Annotated in this window: 20 protein-coding genes and 1 pseudogene; 6 read left to right on the top strand and 15 right to left on the bottom strand. The window is 66.4% G+C overall.

What is annotated here, in order from left to right; all coding sequences use genetic code 11:
* Window positions 1–28: 28 nt before the first annotated feature.
* Window positions 29–862, top strand: a complete 834-nt coding sequence (locus tag G6N68_RS10925) for a S1 family peptidase (RefSeq protein WP_163711553.1) — start codon at window positions 29–31, stop codon at window positions 860–862.
* 70 nt (window positions 863–932) lie between these two features.
* Here G6N68_RS10925 and G6N68_RS10920 read toward each other — a convergent pair whose 3' ends face one another.
* Together G6N68_RS10920 and G6N68_RS10915 are read right to left on the bottom strand one after the other, a co-directional pair.
* Window positions 933–2,456, bottom strand: coding sequence for a sensor histidine kinase (locus G6N68_RS10920; RefSeq protein WP_163711550.1), 1,524 nt, complete (start codon window positions 2,454–2,456; stop codon window positions 933–935).
* The gene (locus G6N68_RS10915; RefSeq protein ID WP_163711547.1) at window positions 2,453–3,151 is read right to left on the bottom strand and encodes a response regulator transcription factor; all 699 of its coding nucleotides are present in this window, start codon (window positions 3,149–3,151) and stop codon (window positions 2,453–2,455) included. The genes G6N68_RS10920 and G6N68_RS10915 overlap by 4 nt, the downstream gene beginning before the upstream one ends.
* A 252-nt stretch (window positions 3,152–3,403) precedes the next feature.
* Here G6N68_RS10915 and G6N68_RS10910 point away from each other — a divergent pair, with 252 nt between their 5' ends.
* On the top strand, window positions 3,404–3,901 hold the full coding sequence (locus G6N68_RS10910; protein ID WP_240355433.1) for a hypothetical protein: 498 nt from the start codon (window positions 3,404–3,406) through the stop codon (window positions 3,899–3,901).
* A 57-nt stretch (window positions 3,902–3,958) separates the two neighbouring features.
* Here G6N68_RS10910 and G6N68_RS10905 read toward each other — a convergent pair whose 3' ends face one another.
* The 3 genes from G6N68_RS10905 to G6N68_RS10895 are packed head-to-tail and all read right to left on the bottom strand — an operon-like array spanning window position 3,959 to window position 6,094.
* Complete coding sequence (locus tag G6N68_RS10905; RefSeq protein WP_163711544.1) at window positions 3,959–4,315, bottom strand: DoxX family protein; 357 nt, start codon at window positions 4,313–4,315, stop codon at window positions 3,959–3,961.
* Between the two features lie 9 nt (window positions 4,316–4,324).
* A complete protein-coding gene (locus tag G6N68_RS10900) occupies window positions 4,325–5,647 on the bottom strand; it encodes an SPFH domain-containing protein (RefSeq protein WP_240355717.1) in 1,323 nt (440 codons plus the stop codon).
* A gap of 15 nt (window positions 5,648–5,662) precedes the next feature.
* Entirely contained in the window at window positions 5,663–6,094 is a 432-nt protein-coding gene (locus G6N68_RS10895; protein ID WP_163711541.1) for an NfeD family protein, read from the bottom strand.
* Window positions 6,095–6,152: 58 nt separating this feature from the next.
* On the opposite strand from G6N68_RS10895, the gene G6N68_RS10890 reads away from it, so the two are divergent.
* On the top strand, window positions 6,153–7,040 hold the full coding sequence (locus G6N68_RS10890) for an Rv1486c family protein (protein WP_163711539.1): 888 nt from the start codon (window positions 6,153–6,155) through the stop codon (window positions 7,038–7,040).
* On the opposite strand, the pseudogene G6N68_RS10885 reads toward G6N68_RS10890, so the two are convergent.
* From G6N68_RS10885 to fabG1, 3 genes and pseudogenes are all read right to left on the bottom strand, one after another.
* A pseudogene (locus G6N68_RS10885) lies at window positions 7,006–8,072 on the bottom strand (ferrochelatase). The gene G6N68_RS10890 and the pseudogene G6N68_RS10885 sit on opposite strands and share 35 nt — an antisense overlap.
* A gap of 27 nt (window positions 8,073–8,099) precedes the next feature.
* On the bottom strand, window positions 8,100–8,909 hold the full coding sequence (gene inhA, locus G6N68_RS10880) for an NADH-dependent enoyl-ACP reductase InhA (protein ID WP_163711534.1): 810 nt from the start codon (window positions 8,907–8,909) through the stop codon (window positions 8,100–8,102).
* A 25-nt stretch (window positions 8,910–8,934) separates the two neighbouring features.
* On the bottom strand, window positions 8,935–9,705 hold the full coding sequence (fabG1, locus tag G6N68_RS10875) for a 3-oxoacyl-ACP reductase FabG1 (protein ID WP_163711531.1): 771 nt from the start codon (window positions 9,703–9,705) through the stop codon (window positions 8,935–8,937).
* A 67-nt stretch (window positions 9,706–9,772) separates the two neighbouring features.
* On the opposite strand from fabG1, the gene G6N68_RS10870 reads away from it, so the two are divergent.
* The gene (locus G6N68_RS10870) at window positions 9,773–11,311 is read left to right on the top strand and encodes a hypothetical protein (RefSeq protein ID WP_163711529.1); all 1,539 of its coding nucleotides are present in this window, start codon (window positions 9,773–9,775) and stop codon (window positions 11,309–11,311) included.
* Window positions 11,312–11,353: 42 nt separating this feature from the next.
* Here the strand turns inward: G6N68_RS10870 and G6N68_RS10865 are convergent, their stop codons facing one another.
* The 6 genes from G6N68_RS10865 to G6N68_RS10840 form a co-directional block, all read right to left on the bottom strand.
* Window positions 11,354–12,361 (bottom strand): VWA domain-containing protein, encoded by a 1,008-nt coding sequence (locus tag G6N68_RS10865; protein WP_163711526.1) that lies wholly within the window; start codon window positions 12,359–12,361, stop codon window positions 11,354–11,356.
* Entirely contained in the window at window positions 12,358–13,269 is a 912-nt protein-coding gene (locus G6N68_RS10860) for a DUF58 domain-containing protein (RefSeq protein WP_163718443.1), read from the bottom strand. The genes G6N68_RS10865 and G6N68_RS10860 overlap by 4 nt, the downstream gene beginning before the upstream one ends.
* A gap of 53 nt (window positions 13,270–13,322) precedes the next feature.
* Entirely contained in the window at window positions 13,323–14,432 is a 1,110-nt protein-coding gene (gene moxR1 / locus G6N68_RS10855; RefSeq protein WP_163711521.1) for a chaperone MoxR1, read from the bottom strand.
* 140 nt (window positions 14,433–14,572) lie between these two features.
* Window positions 14,573–15,298 (bottom strand): NlpC/P60 family peptidoglycan endopeptidase RipB, encoded by a 726-nt coding sequence (gene ripB, locus G6N68_RS10850; RefSeq protein ID WP_163711519.1) that lies wholly within the window; start codon window positions 15,296–15,298, stop codon window positions 14,573–14,575.
* Window positions 15,299–15,308: 10 nt separating this feature from the next.
* On the bottom strand, window positions 15,309–16,724 hold the full coding sequence (gene ripA / locus G6N68_RS10845; RefSeq protein WP_163711515.1) for an NlpC/P60 family peptidoglycan endopeptidase RipA: 1,416 nt from the start codon (window positions 16,722–16,724) through the stop codon (window positions 15,309–15,311).
* A 243-nt stretch (window positions 16,725–16,967) separates the two neighbouring features.
* Window positions 16,968–17,525, bottom strand: coding sequence for an Rv1476 family membrane protein (locus G6N68_RS10840; protein ID WP_163711512.1), 558 nt, complete (start codon window positions 17,523–17,525; stop codon window positions 16,968–16,970).
* A 201-nt stretch (window positions 17,526–17,726) separates the two neighbouring features.
* On the opposite strand from G6N68_RS10840, the gene G6N68_RS10835 reads away from it, so the two are divergent.
* Window positions 17,727–20,546, top strand: a complete 2,820-nt coding sequence (locus tag G6N68_RS10835; RefSeq protein ID WP_163711509.1) for an aconitate hydratase — start codon at window positions 17,727–17,729, stop codon at window positions 20,544–20,546.
* A 9-nt stretch (window positions 20,547–20,555) separates the two neighbouring features.
* Entirely contained in the window at window positions 20,556–21,119 is a 564-nt protein-coding gene (locus tag G6N68_RS10830) for a TetR/AcrR family transcriptional regulator (protein ID WP_163711506.1), read from the top strand.
* 47 nt (window positions 21,120–21,166) lie between these two features.
* On the opposite strand, the gene G6N68_RS10825 is transcribed toward G6N68_RS10830, so the two are convergent.
* Window positions 21,167–21,370, bottom strand: a complete 204-nt coding sequence (locus G6N68_RS10825; RefSeq protein ID WP_163711503.1) for a helix-turn-helix domain-containing protein — start codon at window positions 21,368–21,370, stop codon at window positions 21,167–21,169.
* Between the last annotated feature and the right edge of the window lie 122 nt (window positions 21,371–21,492).

Genomic DNA, 21,492 nt, shown 5'->3' with positions numbered 1-21,492 from the left:
CTTGGGTTCCCAATCGGTGCAGGCCCGCATGGCCATGCTTGTGGTCGGGGCGGGGCTGTGCCTGCTGGTAGCAGCGTGGCCGTTGCTGGCCCGGCGCCGCGGCACTCGGGGCACCTACAGCTGGCGGCTGTCGGTAGTGGCGCTGTTCTGCGCGGCGGGCTTTGTCGCGGCCTTCTGGTTGCCGGCCAGGCTCGTCAAGCCCGTAAGGCCACCCGTCGAACTTCCCCCCGCCAGCGCCATCGGACCCGGCACCGCCATTGCGGTGACCTACGCCGACGGCACCGGCGGCATGGGCTGCACCGCGGGCTTCCTGGTGCGCACGAATGCCGGCGAGACCGGGGTACTCACCGCCGGCCACTGCAACAAACCCGGTCAGGCCAGCAAGGTGAGCATGAACGCCGGTTCGGATATTTATCCGACGGTCGGCACGTTCAACCAGACGGTCAGCGAGGGCGCGCGCGGCGAAGATCACGACATCGGCCTCGTCGTGCTCGATCCCGACAAAGTCCCGCGCACCTCCGCCGTCACCGGTTCGCTGCCCGTCAACGGTGTCGCGGCTGACCTGCGCATCGGCCAGCAGCTGTGCAAATTTGGCATGAAGACCGGCCAGGCCTTGTGCGGACAGATCACCGACATCACCGAGAGCAAGGTGGTGTTCTTGGCGGGCAGCCAGTGTGGGGATTCCGGCGGACCGGTCTACCTCATTCAGGATGACGGCAGCGTGGCCGCGGTCGGCATTCACATTCGCGGCGGGCGACCGAATGACCCCAACCCTGGGTGCTCGATTCCGGCCACCTTCTCGGTTGCCGAACTGGTGCGGCCGTGGCTCGACGCGTGGGGCCTGACGCTGGCCGTGCCGTAACGCGCGAGCCTGTAACCCTGCAGGTCCGCACTCGAACTTTTTCTGCAAATCTTCAGGCTCGCGGACGGCTTCACCCCAGGGGCAAGGTCAGCCGGAATCGCGCACCACCGTCATGCGGCAGACACACCAGCTCACCGCCGTGCGCGCGGGCCAGCGCGCGGGCGATGGGCAGACCCAAGCCAGCGCCACCGTGGTCGCGGGCCCGCGCGGCGTCGAGGCGTACCAGTCGCTCGAAGATGCGCTCGCGCTCGTCGTCGGGTACGCCGGGGCCGGTGTCGGTGACCGTCATTTCGGCAACGCCACGGTCGGCACTGAGGTCGACGGTGATCGAACCGCCCTCGGGCGTATGCCTGCGGGCGTTGTCGAGCAGGTTGGACAAGATCTGCTCCACCCTGGTCGAGTCGACAACGGCGGCCAGTGCGTCCGGACCGGTCCGAGTCACCGTCGCCTGCGGCGCCAACATGGCCGTCCGCTGGACTTCGGCGTCTACAAGTGCGGCCAGATCCGTGAGCTGCCGGTCCAGCGGAAGTCCGGCGTCGATCCGGCTCAGGTCCAGCATGTCGGCGACCAGTCGTCCCGCGCGTCGGGCGTCGGACAGCAGGAGGCTGGCGCTGCGGTACTGTCCGCGCGCGGCGGGGTCGGCATCGTGCTGGTTGGCGCTGTTGACGAGTTGTTCCGCGGCGACCTGGATGCCGGCAATCGGGGTGCGTAGCTCGTGGGCGGCATCGACCAGGAATTGTCGGGTCGCCTCCTCGGCGCGCTGCGCCGCTTCCGCCGCCTGCCGCGCCTTCAACTCCGACGCCTCCAAGGCGTCTAGCATCTCGTCGAAAGCGCTTGCGGCACGGCCAAGTTCGGTATCGGTGCGCTCGGGACGCAGACGGCGGCCACGATCGCCGACCGCGATGTCACGGGCCAGCGTCGTGAGCCGGTCCAGAGGACGCAACGCTGCCCGACTGACCGCTATCAGCAACAACGCGGCGACCACCAAGGTCGCCAGCCCGGCACCGATCATCAGTTGACGCAACTGGCGGGTCACCTGGGTGGTCTGCGTGGTGTCGGCGACCAGAATCAGCCGGGCGCCGTCCGGCACGGGGTGCACCACCACCATCGCGGTACCACCCATTGGCGGCGGTGGCGGCGGTGGCGGGCCAAGACCTGGACCAGGACCAGGGCCGGGCCCAAGACCCGGCCCGGGGCCGGGGCCAGGTCCGGGAATAGGACCGTGCCCATGGTGCGGACCCGGACGTGGATACGGCGGAGGCGGGACGGTGGGCCCAGCCTGGGTATCGGGGCTGATCGAAGAATCGCCGTAAGTCGTACCGTCGGCCATCACAAGCAACGCGCGCACGCTGCCGCCGTTGAGTTCGGCAGCGAGCAACTCGGGCGACGTGTGGTCGGCGGCCAGCGCGTCAGCGCGGGAGGTGGCGGCGACGAGGCGATCGTGCAGACTGCGGCGGGCCTGAAGGCCCAGGCTGACGTCGATGACGACACCCAGTACCACCAACAACACCGCCAGCAGGGCTACCACCAGCAGCGTTACCCGCCACTGCAAGGACGGCGTCGGCGTCGTGGGGCCCTGGTCAGGTGTGGTCATGACACCTGCGGTTGCAGTCGATAGCCGATGCCGCGGACGGTGTGCAGAATCCTCGGCCCGTGGGCCTCGAGCTTGCGGCGCAACCCGCTGACGTGCACCTGCACCAGGTTTGGATCGTAGGCGTCATAGCCCCACACGGCGTTGAGGATCTGAGACGCGCTGACGATCCGACCACGTTGCTGCACAAGGAAATCCAGCAGCCGCAACTCCGTGGCGGTCAGCTCAAGCGGACGTCCGGCGCGCGTGGCCACACCGGCGTCCACGTCCAGCATCAGGTCGCCAACCTGAACGGCCCTTGGCAGCTGGCCCCTGCGACGCAACACCGCGCCCACCCGAGACACCAGTTCGGCGAGTTCGAACGGCTTGACCACGTAATCGTCGGCTCCGCTGTCCAGCCCGCGCAACCGGTCAGGCAGGCCGTCGCGGGCGGTGATCATGACGATGCCAACGTCGCCCCACCCGCGGATGACATCGATGAGCGCGAAACCGTCGCGACCCGGCAACATCACGTCCAGCACCACCAGATCGGGCCGAAAGCCGTCCAGATCTTCTTCCAATCGCTCTCCGTCGCAACGGGTTTCGGTGTGGTATCCGACATCGGCCAAGGCCTCGCTGACCATTTCGCGGATGGTCTCGGAGTCCTCGACCACCAGCACCCGCGGTGTTCCCACACTGAACTGTGCGGCGCGGCTCATGACCTCATTCTTCAACGTCAGGTCCCGAATCACGCGCAAGCACACTAGTTTCTTCGAATGACCACGGCCCGCACCCCCGGCCCGTCGCCGCCACCCGCGCCCGGACCGCGCCATTCCACCGGTGTCGTGGTCGCTGCGGCGTTGGGAGGCTTGGCAATTTGACCATCGCCTGAAGCCCGGAAATCTTCAGCTTTTCTTCAAGAAAGGCTCCTACCTTCGCGGTTGTCATCAACCACCGACGTGAGGAGCCGTATGACCTCCGACGAATCCAAGACCGCTCCCGACTCGGCACCCGCAGCACCCGTGGCGACCGCTGAGCCGGTGACAGCCAAACCGACCGCCAAACGCCGTCATTCCACCGGCATCGTGATCGGTGCCGGGCTGGTGGGCGGTTTCTTAGGTTCGCTGTTCACCGCGGCGGCCGCCGTGTTCTTCTTCACTTTCGCCGGCCCGCCCGGGCCGCCGCCACCGCTCGGACCGCACGGACCGGGCGCCCATCTCGGCTTCGGGCCGCCGGGAGCCCCGCCGGGGCCGATGGCAGGACACCAAGGGCCGGGCTTAGGCATGGGGCCGATGGGTCCAGGCCCCCGCGGCTTCCCGCCGCCGCCGTTCCCGGGTGGTCCCCCACCGCAGGGCGGCCAGCAGGGTGGTCCCGGTGCGCCGGGGGCGCCGCAGCAGGGTGGGCCTGGCCAGTCGCCGGCGTCTTCGCCGCCTAGCCCATCACCGGCCCCGCCGGCCCCGCCGAGGTAACCAACGCGCGGTCCCGCCGCGGTCGCGATCATCGCGGCCGCGGCGGCCGTGTCTGCTCTAGGTCTGGTCCGGTCCCTTTACCGTCATGACCGTAAACAGGGCCAGGAACGACGCCGCCGGAAGCGCGGTGACCGTGAAATCCCGGGCACGGACGTGCGCGGCGACCGCCAAGACGAAGTAGAGCGTCAACATGGCCGTCGTCAGCCGCGCCAGAGCGGGGAAACGATAGACCGACAGCAACCCGATCGCGGAAGCGGCCTTGGCCACCGGCATGGCCGGGCGCACGGTCTCGGGCACGTCCAATCGATCGAGAAGTTCTTTGATCGGAGTCAGCGGGATCGCGCACGCCACAGCGTCGCCGGCCTGAAACGCGGCCAGCGCTGCATAGGTCTTCGGTGAGGTTAGAGCGCCCATAAAGAAAATCTACCGATTCAGGCCCTGCGGCGGTCCGTACGGCCCGGGCTGGCCCGGCTGGCCGGGCTGGCCATGCTGCCCGGGGCGCCCTGGCTGCGCACCGTACGAACTCGGCGGGCCCTGCGGGCTGGGCGGGCTCGGCGGGCTGGACGGGGTCGGCGGCCGCACCGCCGGGCTAGCCGGGCTAGGTGTGCTAGCCGGGCTCGACGGCACCGCCAGCGGGCTGTCCACCGGCTGGCGGGCTATCGCCTCGGCCCTGGCCACCGCTTGCGCGATGGTCGGGTCGCTTTCGGTGGAGAACCAGTCCGCGACGTCGGCATCGTCTTCGGCGGCCGAGTGCCTCGGCACGTCGTCGACCGGCGACGGCTCGAAGCGGAACACGCCGTCTTCGCCGGGCTTGCCCAGGAGCCGGGTGAACCCTTGCAGCGCTGCGTTGAAATCGCTGGGAACGACCCAGACCTTGTTGGCGTCGCCCCGGGCCATCTCGGGCAGCGTCTGCAGATACTGATAGGCGAGCATCTCCGGCGTCGGGCGGCCGGCCTTGATCGCGGCAAAGGTCTTCTCGATGGCCTTGGCTTCACCTTGTGCGCGCAGGTAAGCCGCGGCGCGTTCACCCTGGGCGCGCAGCATCCGGGACTGGCGCTCGGCCTCGGCGGACAGGATCGCGGCCTGCTTGGCGCCTTCGGCGGCAAGGATCTGGGCCTGCTTCTGCCCCTCGGCCTGCTTGATCTGTGCTTCCCGGGTGCCCTCGGCGGTCAGGATCATCGCCCGCTTCTCGCGGTCCGCCTTCATCTGCTTTTCCATCGAGGCCTGGATGGACGGCGGCGGGTCGATGCTGCGCAGTTCCACCCGCGCCACCCGGAGCCCCCAGCGGCCGGTCGCTTCATCGAGGACACCGCGCAGCTGGGCGTTGATCTGGTCGCGAGACGTCAAGGTCTGTTCGAGGGTCATGCCACCCACCACGTTGCGCAGTGTGGTGGTGGTCAGCTGCTCGACGCCGACGATGTAGTTGCTGATCTCATACACCGCCGCCTGCGGACTGGTGACCTGAAAGTAAACGACGGTGTCGATGTTGAGGGTCAAGTTGTCCTCGGTGATCACCGGCTGCGGCGGGAACGACACGACGCGCTCACGCAGGTCCACCCGGGCGCGGACGCGGTCGATGAAGGGCACCAACAAGGTCAGTTGCCCGCTGACGGTACGGCTGTAACGGCCCAGCCGCTCGATCACCGCGGCCTCGGCCTGTGGAATCAACGCCACCGACTTGGCCACCACTACGACTGCAAATATCACCACGAACGCCAGCAACACCAACCCTGCTACCACCGCTATTCCTTTCTTGGAGCGTTATCCGTTCCTGAAAACCACCGCGGTGGCACCGTCAATATGCACGACGGTCACCGACTCGCCGGGCTCGTAGACATCGCCTTCGTTGAGCGGGCGGGCCGTCCAGATCTGACCATCGAGCTTCACCTGGCCCTCGTCGCGGGCGACCCGGTCGAGCACCAACGCGCTCTTGCCCTCGAGCGCCTTGATACCCATCAACGCGCCCTTGCCGGAGAGCCGCTGCCGCAGCGGCCGGCGGACCAACGTCAGCATGAGAACCGACACGATGAGAAAGACGACACCGTCGGCCCACACCGGCCAATCCAGCAGCCAGCTGCTGCCGGCCGCGGCCAGCGCGCCGCCGCTGAGCATCAGTAGGAACATGTCGCCGGTTAATGCCTCGGCGCCAGCAAGGACTAGCGCTGCGATCAGCCAAATCAGGGCGACGGGCATGGGCAACAGAATACGCGTGATCCGCCACATCGTCGGTGAACAACTACACTGCGACATCATGTGGTGTCCGAGTGTCTCGTTGTCGATGTGGGCCAATGCCTGGCTCGCGGGCAAGGCCGCGCCCGACGACGTCCTGGACTCGTTATCACTCTGGGCGCCAAAGCAATCGGTCGCCGCTTACGACGCGGTCGCCGCGGGGCATACCGGGCTGCCGTGGCCCGACGTCGATGACGCCGGAACGGTTTCACTCTTGCAGACCCTTAGAGCCGCGGTCGGGCGACCGCCGTCGTCGGCAGTCGGGGCGATCAATGTCGTCCTGCCGGTGCCCGGCGACGTACGCGGCCTATGCGCCGGAACACAGTTCGAGCAGGACGCGATCGCCGCGGGCGAGGCGGTGATCGTCGCCAATCAGGCCGATCCCGGCACGGCGATCGGTCTGGTTCCGGAGTTCTCCTACAGCGACGTCGACACGGACGAGACCGTCGATGGTGACGACGCGGCGCCACCCGAATTGTGTGCGCTGACTTGGATGGTCTACTCACTGCCCGGCGTACCGGTGCTGGCCCACCACGAACTCGGTGACGCCGAATACACGTTGCGCTCGGCGGTGCGGTCGGCCGCCGATGCGTTGAGCGCACTGGGGCTGGAATCGGCGGGAAGCGGTATCGAGAATCCGCGTGGCCTGGTGGAGCAGATGCTGGAAACGCTACGGCAGCACCGGATTCCCGACCACGCACCCTCGCGCGCGCTGCGGGTATTGGAGAACGCCGCACACGTGGACGCGATCATGGCGGTCAGCGCCGGCATGAGTCAACTGCCCGTCGGAACCCGATCCCTGTCTGAAGCTGAACTTGCCACAGACGCGCTGCGACCGCTGGCGGGGGTGGTGCGTTCGGCGCGCATGGCTGCGGTCAGCGCGATCCTTTACTCGGCTTGGTCGGATTGACGCTCGTCGTTAGACGGCATCTCGCCGCGCGCAGTGCGGCGGACGACACGGCTCGCCGTTGACGCTGGCCAGACACCCCGGAGTCGGGTCCGGGTCGGGCACCCTTTCTGGCGTACGACCACAACGGAGTTCGTCGATCAAACTTACGGCCAGCCGGGCAAAACGTCGGTCGGCGTTGGGCGTGCTGGCCCGGGCCAAGGCGATGCCTGCCGCCTCTGCCTGGGTTCGCAATTCCTCGTCGAGGTCCCACACCACCTCGATATGGTCGGCGACGAATCCGATCGGGCAGACGATCACCGCCTTGACGCCTTGCTCGGCAAGCGTCGTCAGATGATCGCCCACGTCGGGCTCCAACCAGGGCACCTGCGGCGGACCGGAACGCGACTGCCACACCAGGTCGTAATCGCGGTAACCGGCGGCTGACGCGACAAGCCTTGCCGCATAGGCGACTTGACGGCTGTACAGGTTCGGGCCGCAGCGGGCGTCGGCCGCCACCGGGATGGAGTGGGCGGTAAACACCAACCGGGCCACATCACGCTGCGCGGCCGGAAGTTCCCGCGCGGCCGCCGCGACGGCGTCGGCGAACATCTCCACGAAGAGCGGGTGGTCGAAGTAGGTGCGAAGTTTGACCAACTCGGGCGCGTTCGGCCCGGCCGCACCGCGCGCCCGCGCGATGTCTTCCACGTATTGGGTGCAGCTGGAATACCCGCTCCACGCCGAGGTGGCGAAGACGGCTGCACGTTGAACGCCGTTGTCGCGCATGGCGATAACGGTGTCCTCTACGTACGGCTCCCAGTTGCGGTTGCCGAAATACACCGGCAGATCCTGCTCGGCCTGCAGTTCAGCGATCAGTGCGCGGTTGATGCCGTTGATCGGTGACACCCCACCGAAGTGCAGGTAGTGCTCGGCGACGGCATCGAGCCGTTCGGGTGGCACGCCCCGACCCCGGGTGACGTTCTCCAGAAACGGCCGCACCTGCTCGGGCCCCTCTGGTCCCCCGAAGGACAACAGCAGGATGGCGTCAAATATCACTGAACTCCGTTGCGCCGTAACCCGCCGCTAAAGCAACTGGGTGTGCGCTCCGCCGTCGGCGAAGATGATGTCGCCCGTGGTGGCCGGCAGCCAATCGGACAGCAACGCACACACGGTCTTTGCCACCGGCGTCGGATCCTTCATGTTCCAGCCGATCGGAGCGCGCTGATCCCAGCCTTCTTCGAGCAGCTGAATCTGCGCGCCGGCCTCCTCGCCGAGCGCGCCACCGACGATGGCGGCCATGGCCAACGTCCGAATCGGCCCAGCGGCAACAAGATTCGAGCGCACACCGACCTTGCCGGCTTCCCGGGCCACGAACCTGTTCACCGACTCCAACGCACTCTTGGCGACCGTCATCCAGTTGTAGGCCGGCATGGCGCGGCTGGGGTCGAAGTCCATGCCGACGATCGAGCCGCCGGAATTCATGATCGGCAAGAGGGCCTTGGCCAGCGATGCATACGAATACGCCGAAATGTGGATGCCCTTGGACACGTCCTCGTAGGGCGCATCGAAGAACGGGTTGATGCCCATCCCGGTCTGCGGCATGAAGCCGATCGAGTGCACCACACCGTCGAGCTTGTTGCCTTCACCGATCACGTCGGTGACCCGTTGCGCCAAGCTGTCCAGGTGTTCTTGGTTCTGCACGTCGAGCTCGAGCAGCGGCGCCTTCTCCGGCAACCGGTCCACAATGCGCTGGATCAGTCGCAGCCGGTCGAACCCGGTGAGCACCAGTTGGGCGCCCTGCTCCTGCGCCACGCGGGCGATGTGGAACGCGATCGACGAGTCGGTGATGATCCCGGTGACCAGGATCCGTTTGCCCTCTAGCAGTCCTGCCATACCTTTATCCGTCCCAATCTTCTGGTTAGTGGCCCATGCCCATGCCGCCGTCCACCGGGATTACCGCGCCGGCGATGTAGCTCGCGTCCTCGGATGCGAGGAAGCTGACCACACCGGCGACCTCCTCCGCGGTGCCGACCCGCTTGGCGGGGATGAACTCCAGCGCGCCAGCCTGAATCCGCTCGTCCAGAGCGCGGGTCATCTCGGTGTCGATGTAGCCCGGGGCCACCACGTTGGCGGTCACACCGGCCTTGGACAGTTCCCGGGAGATCGAGCGGGCCATGCCGATCAGTCCGGCCTTGGAGGCCGCGTAGTTGGCCTGATTGCCGATGCCCCACATGCCCGACACCGAACCCACGTAGATGATCCGGCCGAAGCGCCGGCGTTGCATGCTGCGCGAGGCGCGCTGGGTCACCCGGAACGCCCCGGTCAGGTTCGCGTCGATGACCTTCTGGAACCGCTCTTCGGTCATCCGGATGAGAAACGCGTCCGCCGAGATGCCTGCGTTGGACACCAGCACCTCGACGGGGCCCTGATGCTCTTCGACCTCCTTGAAGGCGCGATCGACGGCTTCGGTGTCTGTGACGTCGCACACGACGCCGAACAGCCCGTCAGGCGCGCCAGAGCCGCGGTGCGTCACGGCCACCTTGTGGCCGTCGGCGGCCAGCCGCTGTGCGATCGCCAGCCCGATCCCCCGGTTTCCACCGGTGACCAGCACTGAACGGGATACGAATGCAGGTTTGCCGCCGTTCTTCGCGGCGGCCTCGGTAGTTGTGTCAGTGGCTGATTCAGTCACCCCGCCAACCTATCGCCTCATCGCGATTTTCCTGCAATCGGCTCCGGCTCCCTAGGATTGAAACTCAATGGGGGATTTATCGACGCGTCTTCGGACATTGCAGTCGCGCGCCGCAACACTGTTCGCAGCTTGCGGCGCCGGCCTGTTCACGCTGCTGCTACTGCGCAACCGGGACGTATTCACCCGGCCGATCTACGAGGCCGGGGATCCCGCCGCGAACTCGATGCTCACCATCGAGGCCAAACACTTCGAGCTGCTGACCGGGCACTACTCCAGGGTCGGCTTCCACCACCCGGGCCCGGCCTACCTCTATATCCAGGCCGCCGGCGAGTGGTTGTTTCACGACGTCCTGCACATCGTTCCGGCTGCCTACAACGGGCAGGTGATCGCGGTGTTGGCGCTCAACGCGGCGCTTCTCGCGGGCGCGCTGACGATCCTCTACTCCTGGCTGCGATCGTCGATGGCCACGCTGGCGGCGGCAGGGGTGATGCTGATTTTCCTCGCCAAGCACAGCCAGCTCGTCTGTTCGACCTGGATACCGAACGCGTGCTTCGCGCCGTTCCTGCTCCTACTCTTCGCGGGGGCCTCGGTCGCGGCCGGCCGACTGCGGCATCTGTGGATCATGGTGTTCGCCGGCAGCCTGCTGGTACACGGGCACGCGGAGTTTCTGGTCCTGGTGCCGGTGCTGGCGCTACTGGTGCTGATCCCGCAGCGGCGCAACCTGCTGGCTCAACGCCGTGACGTCCTGATCGCGGCGGGCGTGTTGGCGTTGTTCGTCACACCGATCGTGCTCAACGAGATCCTGCACCGGCCGGGCGAGATCGCGAAGTACATCACCTATGGCCACCGCGCCCCGAACCCACCGCTGGAGGCGGCGCGGTTCGTCGTTCAGTTCTGGGGATCTAGGCCCCTCGTGGGCACCGCGTTCATGGTCGCCTTGTTTGCCGGGACGTTCCTACTGGTCCGCGTCCTGCCGAAGACTGAAGCGCGTGACTACTCCCGTCGCCTCTGGTGGGTGACCGCCGCGGGGACCGGGTTGTTCGGTTTCTACTCCTGGTACGGGGTGGACCAGCTCTACGCGACGTATATCGGAACTTTCTCCTTCGCGCTGCCACTGGCACTACTCATGCTCGGCTCGTCAGCGCTGGTGGTCCTGATCGGAGGGCGCCATGAGGTTTGGCTCCGATGGCTGCCGGCCGTCGCTACCGCCTCGGCTCTCGTGGGCGGGCTGACACTGGCCTCTACCTCGTCGGCACTGCACCGGGACCACGACGACCTCGCCGGGGTGCCGGCAGCCCTGACCTACCTAGACGCCCACGCACACGGCCGACCGATCTTGCTGGAGACGCGGACCGACGAATCGTGGGCCGACGCGCTGGCACTGGCGTTGGCCGTCAGCCGTGAGGGCAAGCGCGCGTGTCTGACTCAGGACCGGTGGCGCCTGCGGACCACCTCGGACTTCATGTGCACTTCCCAAGACCTGGCACACGGCGCGCGGTTCACTCTCAGCAGGGGTGTCCCGGTCCCACCCGGCGCGCCGATCGTGCTGAACCTCAACCCCATCCCGGCGTCGTATCCGCCTTCGGCGGTCATCGCTCGCGACTGACGATCGAGTGCAGCCGTTCGACGGTCAAGAAGCGTCGAATCGCTAGGTAGGCAGCCGGCGGTTGATCAGCAACGCGGCGATGCCGGCCAGCGCCAGGATCACCGCACCAAGTCGCAGCCACCCGGTGCTCGCATCGCCCCTGATGGTCTCGTAGCCGATCTGCTGTTGCAGCGACGAGTAGACGGCCTTCAACTCCGCCAACGTGGCGGCGTTGTAGGAGTTGCCTCCGGAGAGCTGGGCGACCTTCTTCATCGTTTCGTCGTCGACGGGCACCGGTTGGCGTTGGTCGTTGATCTCGACATAGCCGTACGGGGTGCCGAACGAAATGGTCGAGATGGGCACGCCCTGGTCCTTCGCGGTGCGCGCGGCGGTATAGGCACCCTTGGGGTTGTCCGGGTTGGTCGGCATCGTTTCCTTGCCGTCGGAGAACAGCACGATGCGCGCCGGTGGCGGGGTGTCGCCCCCGCCGATTACCGCGCCGACGGTGGCGATGGCTTGCAATGCCGTGAAGATGGCCTCTCCCGTGGCCGTTCGGTCCGCGAACTGCAACTTGTCGAGGGCGGCCTTGGTCGCCTCGCGGTTGGTGGTCGGCGACACCAATACCGTCGCGGTGCCCGCGTACGCGATCAAGCCGAGGTTGATGCCGGCGGTCAGCTCGTCGGCGAACTGTTTGGCGGCTTCCTGCGCGGCCGCCATCCGGTTGGGCGCGACGTCGGTGGCACGCATCGACTGCGAGACGTCGATGACAAGCATCACCACCGCGCGGTTGCGCGGGATGCGGACGTCGTGGGTAGGGCCGGCCATCGCGATGGTGAACAGCACCAGCGACAGCGTCAGCAGGATCGCCGGAATGTGCCGCCACCGCGAAGGCCGCTTGGGCGCAACACTTTCCAGCAGCTCCATGTTGGCGAATCGCAGCATCCGCTTCTGGCGCGACAGCTGCAGCACCACATACAGGATGATGAGCCCGACGATGACCAGCAGGAAAAGGAAGAACCAGGAGTGTTCGAAGCCGGACAGCGTCATCGGCCCGAGCAGCGGCAAAGTCATCGGCGCCCCGCTACTGCTCCGCGCCGGCGGGACGCGACGAAGCGCACGATGTCGCCAATCCAGTCGCGATCGGTCCGCAGCGACATCAGGGATGCACCGCAACCGCGGATGGTGCGCGCGACCTCGGCGCGGTGCGCGGCCGCAGCCTTGGCGAAGTCAGCCTGCAGCTGCTCGTCGATGGTGAACTCGCGGGTCACCCCGGACTCGGCGTCCTGCAATACCACATCGCCGATGTCCGGCAACTCGACGTCGCGGGGGTCGAGCACCTCGATGGCCAGCACTTCATGGCGGGCAGAGATCGCGCGCAACGGACGCATCCAGTTGATCGGCCCGAGGAAGTCGCTGATGATCACCGCCATCCCACGACGGCGCTCCGGCCGGCGCAGCGCGTCGATGGTCGCCGCCAGATCGCCGCGCACACCGGTCGGCGCCTGGGGTGTGGTCGCGATGGTGCGCAACATCGTGTGCACATGCTGACGCCCAGAGCGCGCCGGCACCCGGGTTGTGATGGCGCCGTTGGAGACCAACGCGCCCAGGCGGTTGCCGCCACCGACGTTCAGCACTGAGATGGCCGCCGCGGCCGCCACCGCCAGGTCTCGTTTCTCACAGACGGCGGTGCCGAAGTCCAGGCTGGCCGACATGTCGATCACCAGCCACGTCTCCAGCTCCCGGTCGGCGATCATCTGCCGGACGTGTGGATGGGTGGTCCGCGCGGTGACCGCCCAGTCCATCCGGCGGACGTCGTCGCCAGGCTGGTAAAGCCGCGACTCCCCCGGCTCCGAACCGGGTCCAGGGATCAGGCCCAGGTGATCGCCGTGCAGAATGCCGTCCAACTTGTGCCGGACCGTCAAGTCCAACGTCCGCAGTGCCGCGGACAGCTTGGGGTCGTCGATGTTGCCGCGCAACATCGACGGCGGAGGGATGGTAGCCGCGGGGGTTCCCGCGGCGGGACCAGTCTCTGTCACCGGGCCGCCGTGGCGCCCTGCATCACCGGAGCGACCGAATGACCTTGCTGCGGAACGGCGTTCACCTGCGGCAAGGCGACCGTCTGCATGACGCGGTTGATCACGGTCTCCGCGGTGATCTCGTCCGCGAGAGCGTCGTAGGTGAGCACCAGGCGGTGCCGCAGCACGTCGGGAATGACGTCGATGATGTCCTGCGGAATGACATAGTCACGCCCGCGCACCAGGGCCAGCGCACGGGAGGCGGCGATGATGCCCAGGGAGGCACGCGGCGAGGCGCCGAACGCGATCCAGCTCTTGACGTCGTTCATGCCCAGCTGCTCCGGGTGACGGGTAGCGGTGACGACGCGCACCACGTAGTCGACCAGCGCGTGGTGCACGAAGCTGTTGGCCGCGACGTTCTGCAGTCGCAGCAGGTCGCCGGTGTTCAGGATCTGCTTGGCCGTGGGCGGGGTGACACCCATCCGGTAGATGATCTCCCGCTCCTCCTCGGGCGAGGGGTAGCCGACGTTGATCTTGAACAGGAAACGGTCGCGCTGGGCTTCCGGCAGCGGGTAGACGCCCTCCTGCTCGATCGGGTTCTGCGTGGCCATGACCAGGAAGGGGTTGGGCAAGGGGAAGGTCTTGCCGCCGATGGACACGTGCCGTTCGGCCATGACCTCGAGCAGAGCCGACTGGACCTTGGCCGGCGCACGGTTGATCTCGTCGGCGAGCAGGAAGTTGACCACCACCGGTCCGAGCTCGGTGTCGAACTCTTCTTTGCCCTGCCGGTAGATGCGGGTACCGATGATGTCGGTGGGCACCAGGTCGGGCGTGAACTGGATACGAGCAAAGGTGCCGCCGACGACGCGAGCAAAGGTTTCCACCGCCAGCGTCTTGGCCACGCCCGGAACACCCTCGAGGAGCACGTGACCCTTGGCCAGCAACCCGACAAGCATCCGCTCCACGAGCTGGTCCTGGCCGACGATGATCCGTTTGACCTCGAAGATCGCCCGCTCGAGGGTGTGCACCTCGGCAGCCAACCCGTCGGCGCTCCCTACATGCGCCTCTTGGGTCGGAGGGGCTGCATGCCCGCCCTGACCCGGGTAAACGCCACCTGCTGTTGTCATCAACAACCCTCCACGCTCGATCAGACACGACTGCTTGACGCTCAAAATCGCGGGGCAGCGACGTGCCCGCGTTCAACTATTCCAGGAGTCCTGGGTTCCGTCGACGTCGCGGTCCCCCGCCACCGGAGCTCAGACCTGGCCTAGTAGTCGATGATCCTAGTCACGAAAGGCGTCATTCCGCCTTTGCGAACCGGACTGATGGTGACTTTGCCAGCGCTTCCCGACGCCTCCAACATCTGACCGTTGCCCAGGTACATAGTGACGTGTTGGCTGCCGTTGGGCCCATAGAAGATCAGGTCGCCACGCCTGGCCTGAGAGGGCGGAACATGCTTGCCGAAGTTGTACTGGTCGCCGGAGAACCTCGGGATCAGCACGCCGACCCCGGCAAAGGCGTACCGCATCAGACCGGAGCAGTCGAAGCCGACGGTGTTCGCGCCGGAATCCACGCCCTTGCTGGGCCCGTCCAGCGATCCGCCGCCCCAGGAGTAGGGCACTCCCATTTGCGATCCGGCCCGGCGAATCACGTACTCGATGGCCTGTGGCGCCTTGGCCCGGGGTATCCGGCTAGGGCTGGTGTTGCCGGCCGCCGCGGCCGGCGCCGGAGCCCCGCCCAGGTTGATGCCCAGCCCGCTGAGGAATTGCTTACCCAGATCGAGCGTGGTCTGGGTGGCCTGAGCGGTGGCCTGCAACGAGGCGTTGGCCACCGCGAGCGGGTCCCCCGGAGCGCCCGCACTGATGGTTGCCGGCAGGGTGGGATCCCACTCCCCGGGCTCCGCCCCCGCGGGCGCGGCCAGAGATGCCAGTAGCCCGGTCACCAGGGCGGTGATCCAGGCTAGGCTGATTAGTCGAAATCGCTTGTGGCGCATAGCCCCTCGTTCAATACTCGATATAGCGGACCACGAAGGGTGTCATGCCGCTGGTACGCACGGGCGCAACACGCACCTTCAATCCGATGTCTGGCGCCTCGAGCATCTGACCGTCGCCGAGGTAAATCGTCACGTGCTGGCTGCCGCCCGGGCCGTAGAAGATCACGTCCCCGCGGCGCATCTGCGAGCTCGGGATCTTGCGCCCCAGGTTGTATTGCGAGCCCGAGTAGTGCGGCAGCTTGATGCCCACCCCGGCGAACGAGTACAAGACCAGACCCGAGCAGTCGAAGCCGACGATGCCGGCGCCCGAGTCGATCCCTTTACTGGGGCCCGCGGCGTTGCCGCCACCCCAGGAGTAGGGCACGCCGATCTGCGACATGCCGCGGCGGATCACGTACTCGGAGGCCTGCCGTCCGTAAACCCGCGGAATCCGGGAGCGGTAGGCACCCGCCGGGGCATTGGTGATGCCGGTGTCGTCGGGCTTGAGGATGCCCAGCGACTGCAGGAATTGCTTCCCCATTTGGGCGGTGACCTGCGCCGACGTCGCCGAGTAGCCCAGCACCTGGTTCACCACGGCGATGGGGTCGCCCGGAATGTTGGCACTGGGAATCTGCGGCAGGGTCGGGTCCCAGCCGTCCCACCGGCGGCCGCCGCCCGGACCGTTTCCGGAATCCCACATGTCCGGCGGCGCGCCCTGCCCGCCGCCCGCTTGCCAGGCGACGAGTCGCGCAGTGTGCAGCTTGGCTTCGGCTTCGTCGCGCTCGGCGGCTACCCGGTTGACTTCCTCGCGCTGTGCGTCGAACTTGCGCTGGGTGTCAACCAGAGCCGCGGCCGCCGCGTCCTGGCTGTCCTTCGCGTCGGCGGCCGCCTGGTCGGCCTTTTGCTTGGCGGCGCGCGCTGCCGATTCCTTGTTGACCTGCTCGGTCCGGACCCGCCGCAAGTGGGCCATGACCGCCTCGGAACTGGCAGCCAGGGATCGGCTTGCAGTCGCTGCGGCGATGACGTCGTCGGGGCTCTCGGCCGTCAGAATGCCGTCCGCCGGTCCATTCATGTAGGTGGCCACCACGAAGGTGTTGAACCGCTGCTGCGCGGCGGCGATGGCGGCGTTGGCGTCGTGGACCGCCTGCTGACTTGCCTCGAGCTCACGCTGCGCGGCCTCGGCGTTTTCCCGGGCGGTCTCCACGGCGACCAGCGCCTTGTTGACGGCCTCCTGCTCGGCCTGAACGGCGGCCGCGAGGTCTTCCAGGCGCTGGTTTGCTTTGGCGACGTTGGCGATCAGGACCGCGATGGTGTTCGACGTGGGATCGGCGTTGGCGACCAATCCGGGCGTGCACAGCAACAGAACGGCACTCAACACCGACGGAACCACGGGACGAAGCAACCTGGCGGCCGGTCGCATCGAAGCGCGTCGGGGGGTGCGTCTCATCGACTTCGGTCTCCTACGGCTCAACGCGGACACAAGGTGCCAGCCACTAGGGCTTTCGCTGCAAATGGGATAGACATCACAAGCATCATTTGCACCGTACGTCACACAAGACGCGTTTGAAACTTTAGTCACAAACTACACGCTTGTAAGAAGATTTAATGTGACCGAATGGTGACCTATGGCGTTTGCCAAAGTGAGATGAACCCGTTACTCAGCAACGGGTTTGAAGCCGCGTTTACGCGGCTAGACGCCCTGCGTCGGCTCTTCGGCCAGCTGCCTGGAAGTAGCCGTTGACGTTGCTGGTTGCACGCTGCGACGCTGTATGAACCGGGCGCCGAAGGCGGCCGCAAATACGCCAATCAGCAAAACAATGGTGAGCACGTCCCATGGAAACTCGGGAGTGTTGAGCCCATTCAAGAAATTTTGTGCCGACTGCACCGGATTGCCCGTTTTTGAATGGTCCTCGCCGGCCTCCAACGTGACCCGGGGAAACACGCTGCTGTAGCTGCCGACGTAGCTGGGGCTGAGCGTCAACACGGTGGAGTCGGGATAGTCGGCGCCGACAACGGTGGAGATGTCCCGCAGTGGTGTGTCGTTCGGGGGGTTGTGGTCGAGCAGCACGATCTTGAGATTGATGTGCTCGTCCTGGGCGCGATGTAGGACCTCAAGCAGTCCGGGCTTTGCCTCCGGCGGCGCACTGACACCCGATGCCGCCACCTCGGCCTTGATCGCGTCCATGTTGACGTCTTCGGGAATGTAGGCCGGCAGGAATGGGATCGTTTGCGGTCCTTGCCCGGTCATGGTGACCCCTTTCTCCCCGCTCCCGACTGCGCTGGTCTAGGAGCACCGTACGCGACTTCGGACATTGGACTTCCAACGCGCGTCGATCCCGACAAGACTGGAAGCGATGGGCTCCTTAATGCAGGACAAGCGTACTGTTAAAGTGGCACCGCACCGCCGACACGGCCCGTCGACGGTAGAACTTAATCCTCGGGAGTTGATGTGACTAGCAAGAGTTCGGTCAATTCGTTCGATGCCCGCAACACCCTCAAGGTGGGCGACAACAGCTACGAGATCTACCGTCTCGATGCCGTCCCTCAGACCAAGAAACTCCCCTACAGCCTCAAGGTGCTGGCCGAGAACCTGCTCCGCAACGAAGACGGCAGCAACATCACCAAGGACCACATCGAGGCCATCGCGAACTGGGACCCCGACGCCGAACCCAGCGTCGAAATTCAGTACACCCCCGCCCGCGTGGTGATGCAGGACTTCACCGGCGTGCCGTGCATCGTCGACCTGGCCACCATGCGTGAGGCCATCGCCGATCTGGGCGGCAACCCCGAGAAGGTCAACCCGTTGGCCCCCGCCGACCTGGTGATCGACCACTCCGTGATCGCCGACCTGTTCGGCCGGGCCGACGCCTTCGAGCGCAACGTCGAGATCGAATACCAGCGCAACGGCGAGCGCTACCAGTTCCTGCGCTGGGGGCAGGGTGCGTTCCAGGACTTCAAGGTGGTTCCGCCGGGCACCGGCATCGTGCACCAGGTCAACATCGAATACCTCGCGCACGTGGTGATGACCCGTGACGGCCTGGCCTACCCGGACACCTGTGTGGGCACCGACTCACACACCACCATGGTCAACGGCCTGGGCGTGCTGGGCTGGGGTGTGGGCGGCATCGAGGCCGAGGCGGCCATGCTGGGCCAGCCGGTCTCGATGTTGATCCCCCGGGTCGTCGGGTTCAGGCTCACCGGCGAAATCCAGCCGGGCGTCACCGCCACCGACGTCGTGCTCACCGTCACCGAGATGCTGCGCAAGCACGGCGTCGTCGGCAAGTTCGTCGAGTTCTACGGCGAGGGTGTCGCCGAGGTGCCGCTGGCCAACCGCGCCACGCTGGGCAACATGAGCCCCGAATTCGGTTCCACCGCAGCGATTTTCCCGATCGACGACGAGACCATCTCCTACCTGCGGTTCACCGGGCGCAGCGAGGAGCAGGTGGCGCTGGTGGAGGCCTACGCCAAGGAGCAAGGCCTCTGGCACGACCCCGAGCACGAGCCGAAGTTCTCGGAGTACCTCGAGCTCGACCTGTCCACGGTTGTGCCGTCAATCGCCGGACCGAAGCGTCCGCAAGACCGAATTGCGTTGAAGGATGCCAAGACCACCTTCCGCGAGCAGATCGGCACCTACGTCGGCGACGACCCCGACAAGCAGCAGTACTCAAAGCTGGACGAGACGGTCGACGAGTCGTTCCCGGCCAGCGACCCGGGGTCACCGGACAACGGCCACGCCGACGACGCCCCCCAGGTGATATCGGCTGCCACGAATTCCAAAGGCAGGGTGAGCAACCCGGTCACGGTCAAGTCCGACGAGTACGGCGAATTCGTGCTCGACCACGGTGCGGTGGTGATCGCGGCGGTCACGTCGTGTACCAACACCTCCAACCCCGAGGTGATGTTGGGGGCCGCGTTGCTCGCGCGCAACGCCGTCGAAAAGGGGCTGGCCTCCAAGCCTTGGGTGAAGACCACGATGGCCCCCGGCTCGCAGGTGGTCAACGACTACTACGAGAAGGCCGGCCTGTGGCCGTATCTGGAGAAGCTCGGCTTCTACCTGGTCGGTTACGGCTGCACCACCTGCATCGGCAACTCCGGGCCGCTGCCGGAGGAGATCTCAAAGGCGGTGAACGACAACGACCTTGCGGTCGCGGCCGTGCTGTCCGGCAACCGCAACTTCGAGGGCCGGATCAACCCCGACGTGAAGATGAACTACCTCGCCTCGCCCCCGTTGGTGGTCGCCTACGCGCTGGCCGGGTCGATGGACTTCGACTTCGAGACCGACCCCCTCGGCAAGGACCAAGACGGCAACGACGTCTTCCTCAAGGACATCTGGCCGTCGCAGAAGGACGTCTCCGACACCATCGCCTCGGCGATCAACCAGGAGATGTTCACCAAGAACTACGCCGACGTGTTCAAGGGCGACGAGCGCTGGCAGAACCTGCCGACGCCAAGCGGCGACACCTTTGAGTGGGACCAAGAGTCGACCTATGTGCGCAAGCCCCCGTACTTCGACGGCATGTCCAAGGACCCGGAGCCGGTCAGCGACATCCACGGCGCGCGGGTCCTGGCACTGCTCGGCGACTCGGTGACCACCGACCACATCTCCCCCGCCGGCGCCATCAAGCCGGAGACCCCCGCCGCGAAGTACCTTGACGAGCACGGCGTGGCCCGTAAGGACTACAACTCCTTCGGTTCCCGACGGGGCAACCACGAGGTGATGATCCGCGGCACCTTCGCGAACATCCGGCTGCGCAACCAGTTGCTGGACGACGTATCAGGCGGCTACACCCGCGACTTCACCCAGGAAGGCGCCCCGCAGGCGTTCATCTACGACGCGGCGCAAAACTATGCGGAGAAAGGCATTCCGCTGGTCGTGCTCGGCGGCAAAGAGTACGGATCCGGGTCATCTCGTGACTGGGCGGCCAAGGGCACCCGGTTGCTGGGTGTGCGTGCGGTGATCACCGAGTCGTTCGAGCGCATCCACCGCTCCAACCTGATCGGCATGGGCGTTATCCCGCTGCAGTTCCCCGAAGGGGAAAACGCGGAGTCGCTCGGACTCGACGGGACGGAGACCTTCGACATCACCGGCATCGAGGTGCTGAACGAGGGCAAGACGCCGAAGACGGTCAAGGTCAAGGCGACCAAGGACGGTTCAGACCCGGTGGAGTTCGACGCGGTGGTCCGCATCGACACGCCCGGTGAGGCCGACTACTACCGCAACGGCGGCATCCTGCAGTACGTGCTGCGCAACATGCTGAAGTCGAACTAGCACCTACCCGTGCCCAAGGTCAGCGAGGACCATCTGGCGGCTCGCCGCCGCCAGATCCTCGACGGCGCTCGCCGCTGCTTCGCCGAATACGGCTACGACAGGGCGACAGTTCGCCGCCTGGAACAGGCGATCGGAATGTCGCGCGGTGCGATCTTTCACCACTTCCGTGACAAGGACGCGCTGTTTTTCGCACTGGCACATGAGGACGCCGAACGCATGGCCGACGTTGCCTCGCGTGAGGGCCTCATCCAGGTGATGCGCGACATGCTGGCCGCGCCCGACGAATTCGATTGGCTGGCAACCAGGTTGGAAATCGCCCGGAAGCTGCGCAATGATCCCGAGTTCAACCGGGGGTGGGCGGAGCGCTCGGCCGAACTGGCGGCGGCGACACACGAACGGTTACAGCGGCAGAAGGAGGCTCACCGGGTGCGCGACGACGTGCCCGGTGATGTGCTGCAGTCCTACCTTGAGTTGGTGTTGGACGGGCTGGTCGCGCGACTGGCGGCCGGCGAAGATCCGCAACGGCTGGCCGCCGTGCTCGACCTGGTGGAAAACTCGGTGCGCCGCAACTGATCTGGGCGTGACGCAACGGGTACCACGAGTGAGCACGCCCGTGGGCGTTACACCCGCTCGGCGCGCGCCTTGGAGATGTGGTTGGGGCCGCCCCGACTGCGCATCGTGGTACCCGACTCGAGCAGCAGGCTGTGCACGGACCCGTACGATCGACCGGTCGCGGCCGCCAAGTTGCGGATGCTGGCCCCGCCCTCGTAGGCGTCGCGCAGCTCGTTCAACAACTGGTCGCGGGTCTTCTTTGACTTCCGCATGGGTACCTCCACATGAACACGTTCCCCGCTCATTAGCGTAAGAACCTGCCGTCCCCGATGGGAGGGTTTCGCTCAAACGACGGCGTGGGGTTCGAAAGCGCCCGTTGACTCTGCAGATTTGG

Origin of the sequence: Mycobacterium bourgelatii (assembly GCF_010723575.1) — a bacterium.
GTDB classification, from domain to species: Bacteria; Actinomycetota; Actinomycetes; order Mycobacteriales; family Mycobacteriaceae; genus Mycobacterium; species Mycobacterium bourgelatii.
Note: the sequence above shows the minus strand (reverse complement) of the source record. Positions and strands in the feature narration are given on the sequence as shown.

Bases quoted from the DNA above. Each gene is read 5' to 3' on its own strand.
- G6N68_RS10925 (WP_163711553.1), top strand. From the start codon at position 29: ATGGCCATGCTTGTGGTCGGGGCGGGGCTGTGCCTGCTGGTAGCAGCG.
- G6N68_RS10920 (WP_163711550.1), bottom strand. From the start codon at position 2,456: ATGACCACACCTGACCAGGGCCCCACGACGCCGACGCCGTCCTTGCAG.
- G6N68_RS10915 (WP_163711547.1), bottom strand. From the start codon at position 3,151: ATGAGCCGCGCCGCACAGTTCAGTGTGGGAACACCGCGGGTGCTGGTG.
- G6N68_RS10910 (WP_240355433.1), top strand. From the start codon at position 3,404: ATGACCTCCGACGAATCCAAGACCGCTCCCGACTCGGCACCCGCAGCA.
- G6N68_RS10905 (WP_163711544.1), bottom strand. From the start codon at position 4,315: ATGGGCGCTCTAACCTCACCGAAGACCTATGCAGCGCTGGCCGCGTTT.
- G6N68_RS10895 (WP_163711541.1), bottom strand. From the start codon at position 6,094: ATGCCCGTCGCCCTGATTTGGCTGATCGCAGCGCTAGTCCTTGCTGGC.
- G6N68_RS10890 (WP_163711539.1), top strand. From the start codon at position 6,153: ATGTGGTGTCCGAGTGTCTCGTTGTCGATGTGGGCCAATGCCTGGCTC.
- inhA (WP_163711534.1), bottom strand. From the start codon at position 8,909: ATGGCAGGACTGCTAGAGGGCAAACGGATCCTGGTCACCGGGATCATC.
- G6N68_RS10870 (WP_163711529.1), top strand. From the start codon at position 9,773: ATGGGGGATTTATCGACGCGTCTTCGGACATTGCAGTCGCGCGCCGCA.
- G6N68_RS10865 (WP_163711526.1), bottom strand. From the start codon at position 12,361: ATGACTTTGCCGCTGCTCGGGCCGATGACGCTGTCCGGCTTCGAACAC.
- G6N68_RS10860 (WP_163718443.1), bottom strand. From the start codon at position 13,269: ATGTTGCGCGGCAACATCGACGACCCCAAGCTGTCCGCGGCACTGCGG.
- moxR1 (WP_163711521.1), bottom strand. From the start codon at position 14,432: ATGACAACAGCAGGTGGCGTTTACCCGGGTCAGGGCGGGCATGCAGCC.
- ripB (WP_163711519.1), bottom strand. From the start codon at position 15,298: ATGCGCCACAAGCGATTTCGACTAATCAGCCTAGCCTGGATCACCGCC.
- ripA (WP_163711515.1), bottom strand. From the start codon at position 16,724: ATGAGACGCACCCCCCGACGCGCTTCGATGCGACCGGCCGCCAGGTTG.
- G6N68_RS10840 (WP_163711512.1), bottom strand. From the start codon at position 17,525: ATGACCGGGCAAGGACCGCAAACGATCCCATTCCTGCCGGCCTACATT.
- G6N68_RS10825 (WP_163711503.1), bottom strand. From the start codon at position 21,370: ATGCGGAAGTCAAAGAAGACCCGCGACCAGTTGTTGAACGAGCTGCGC.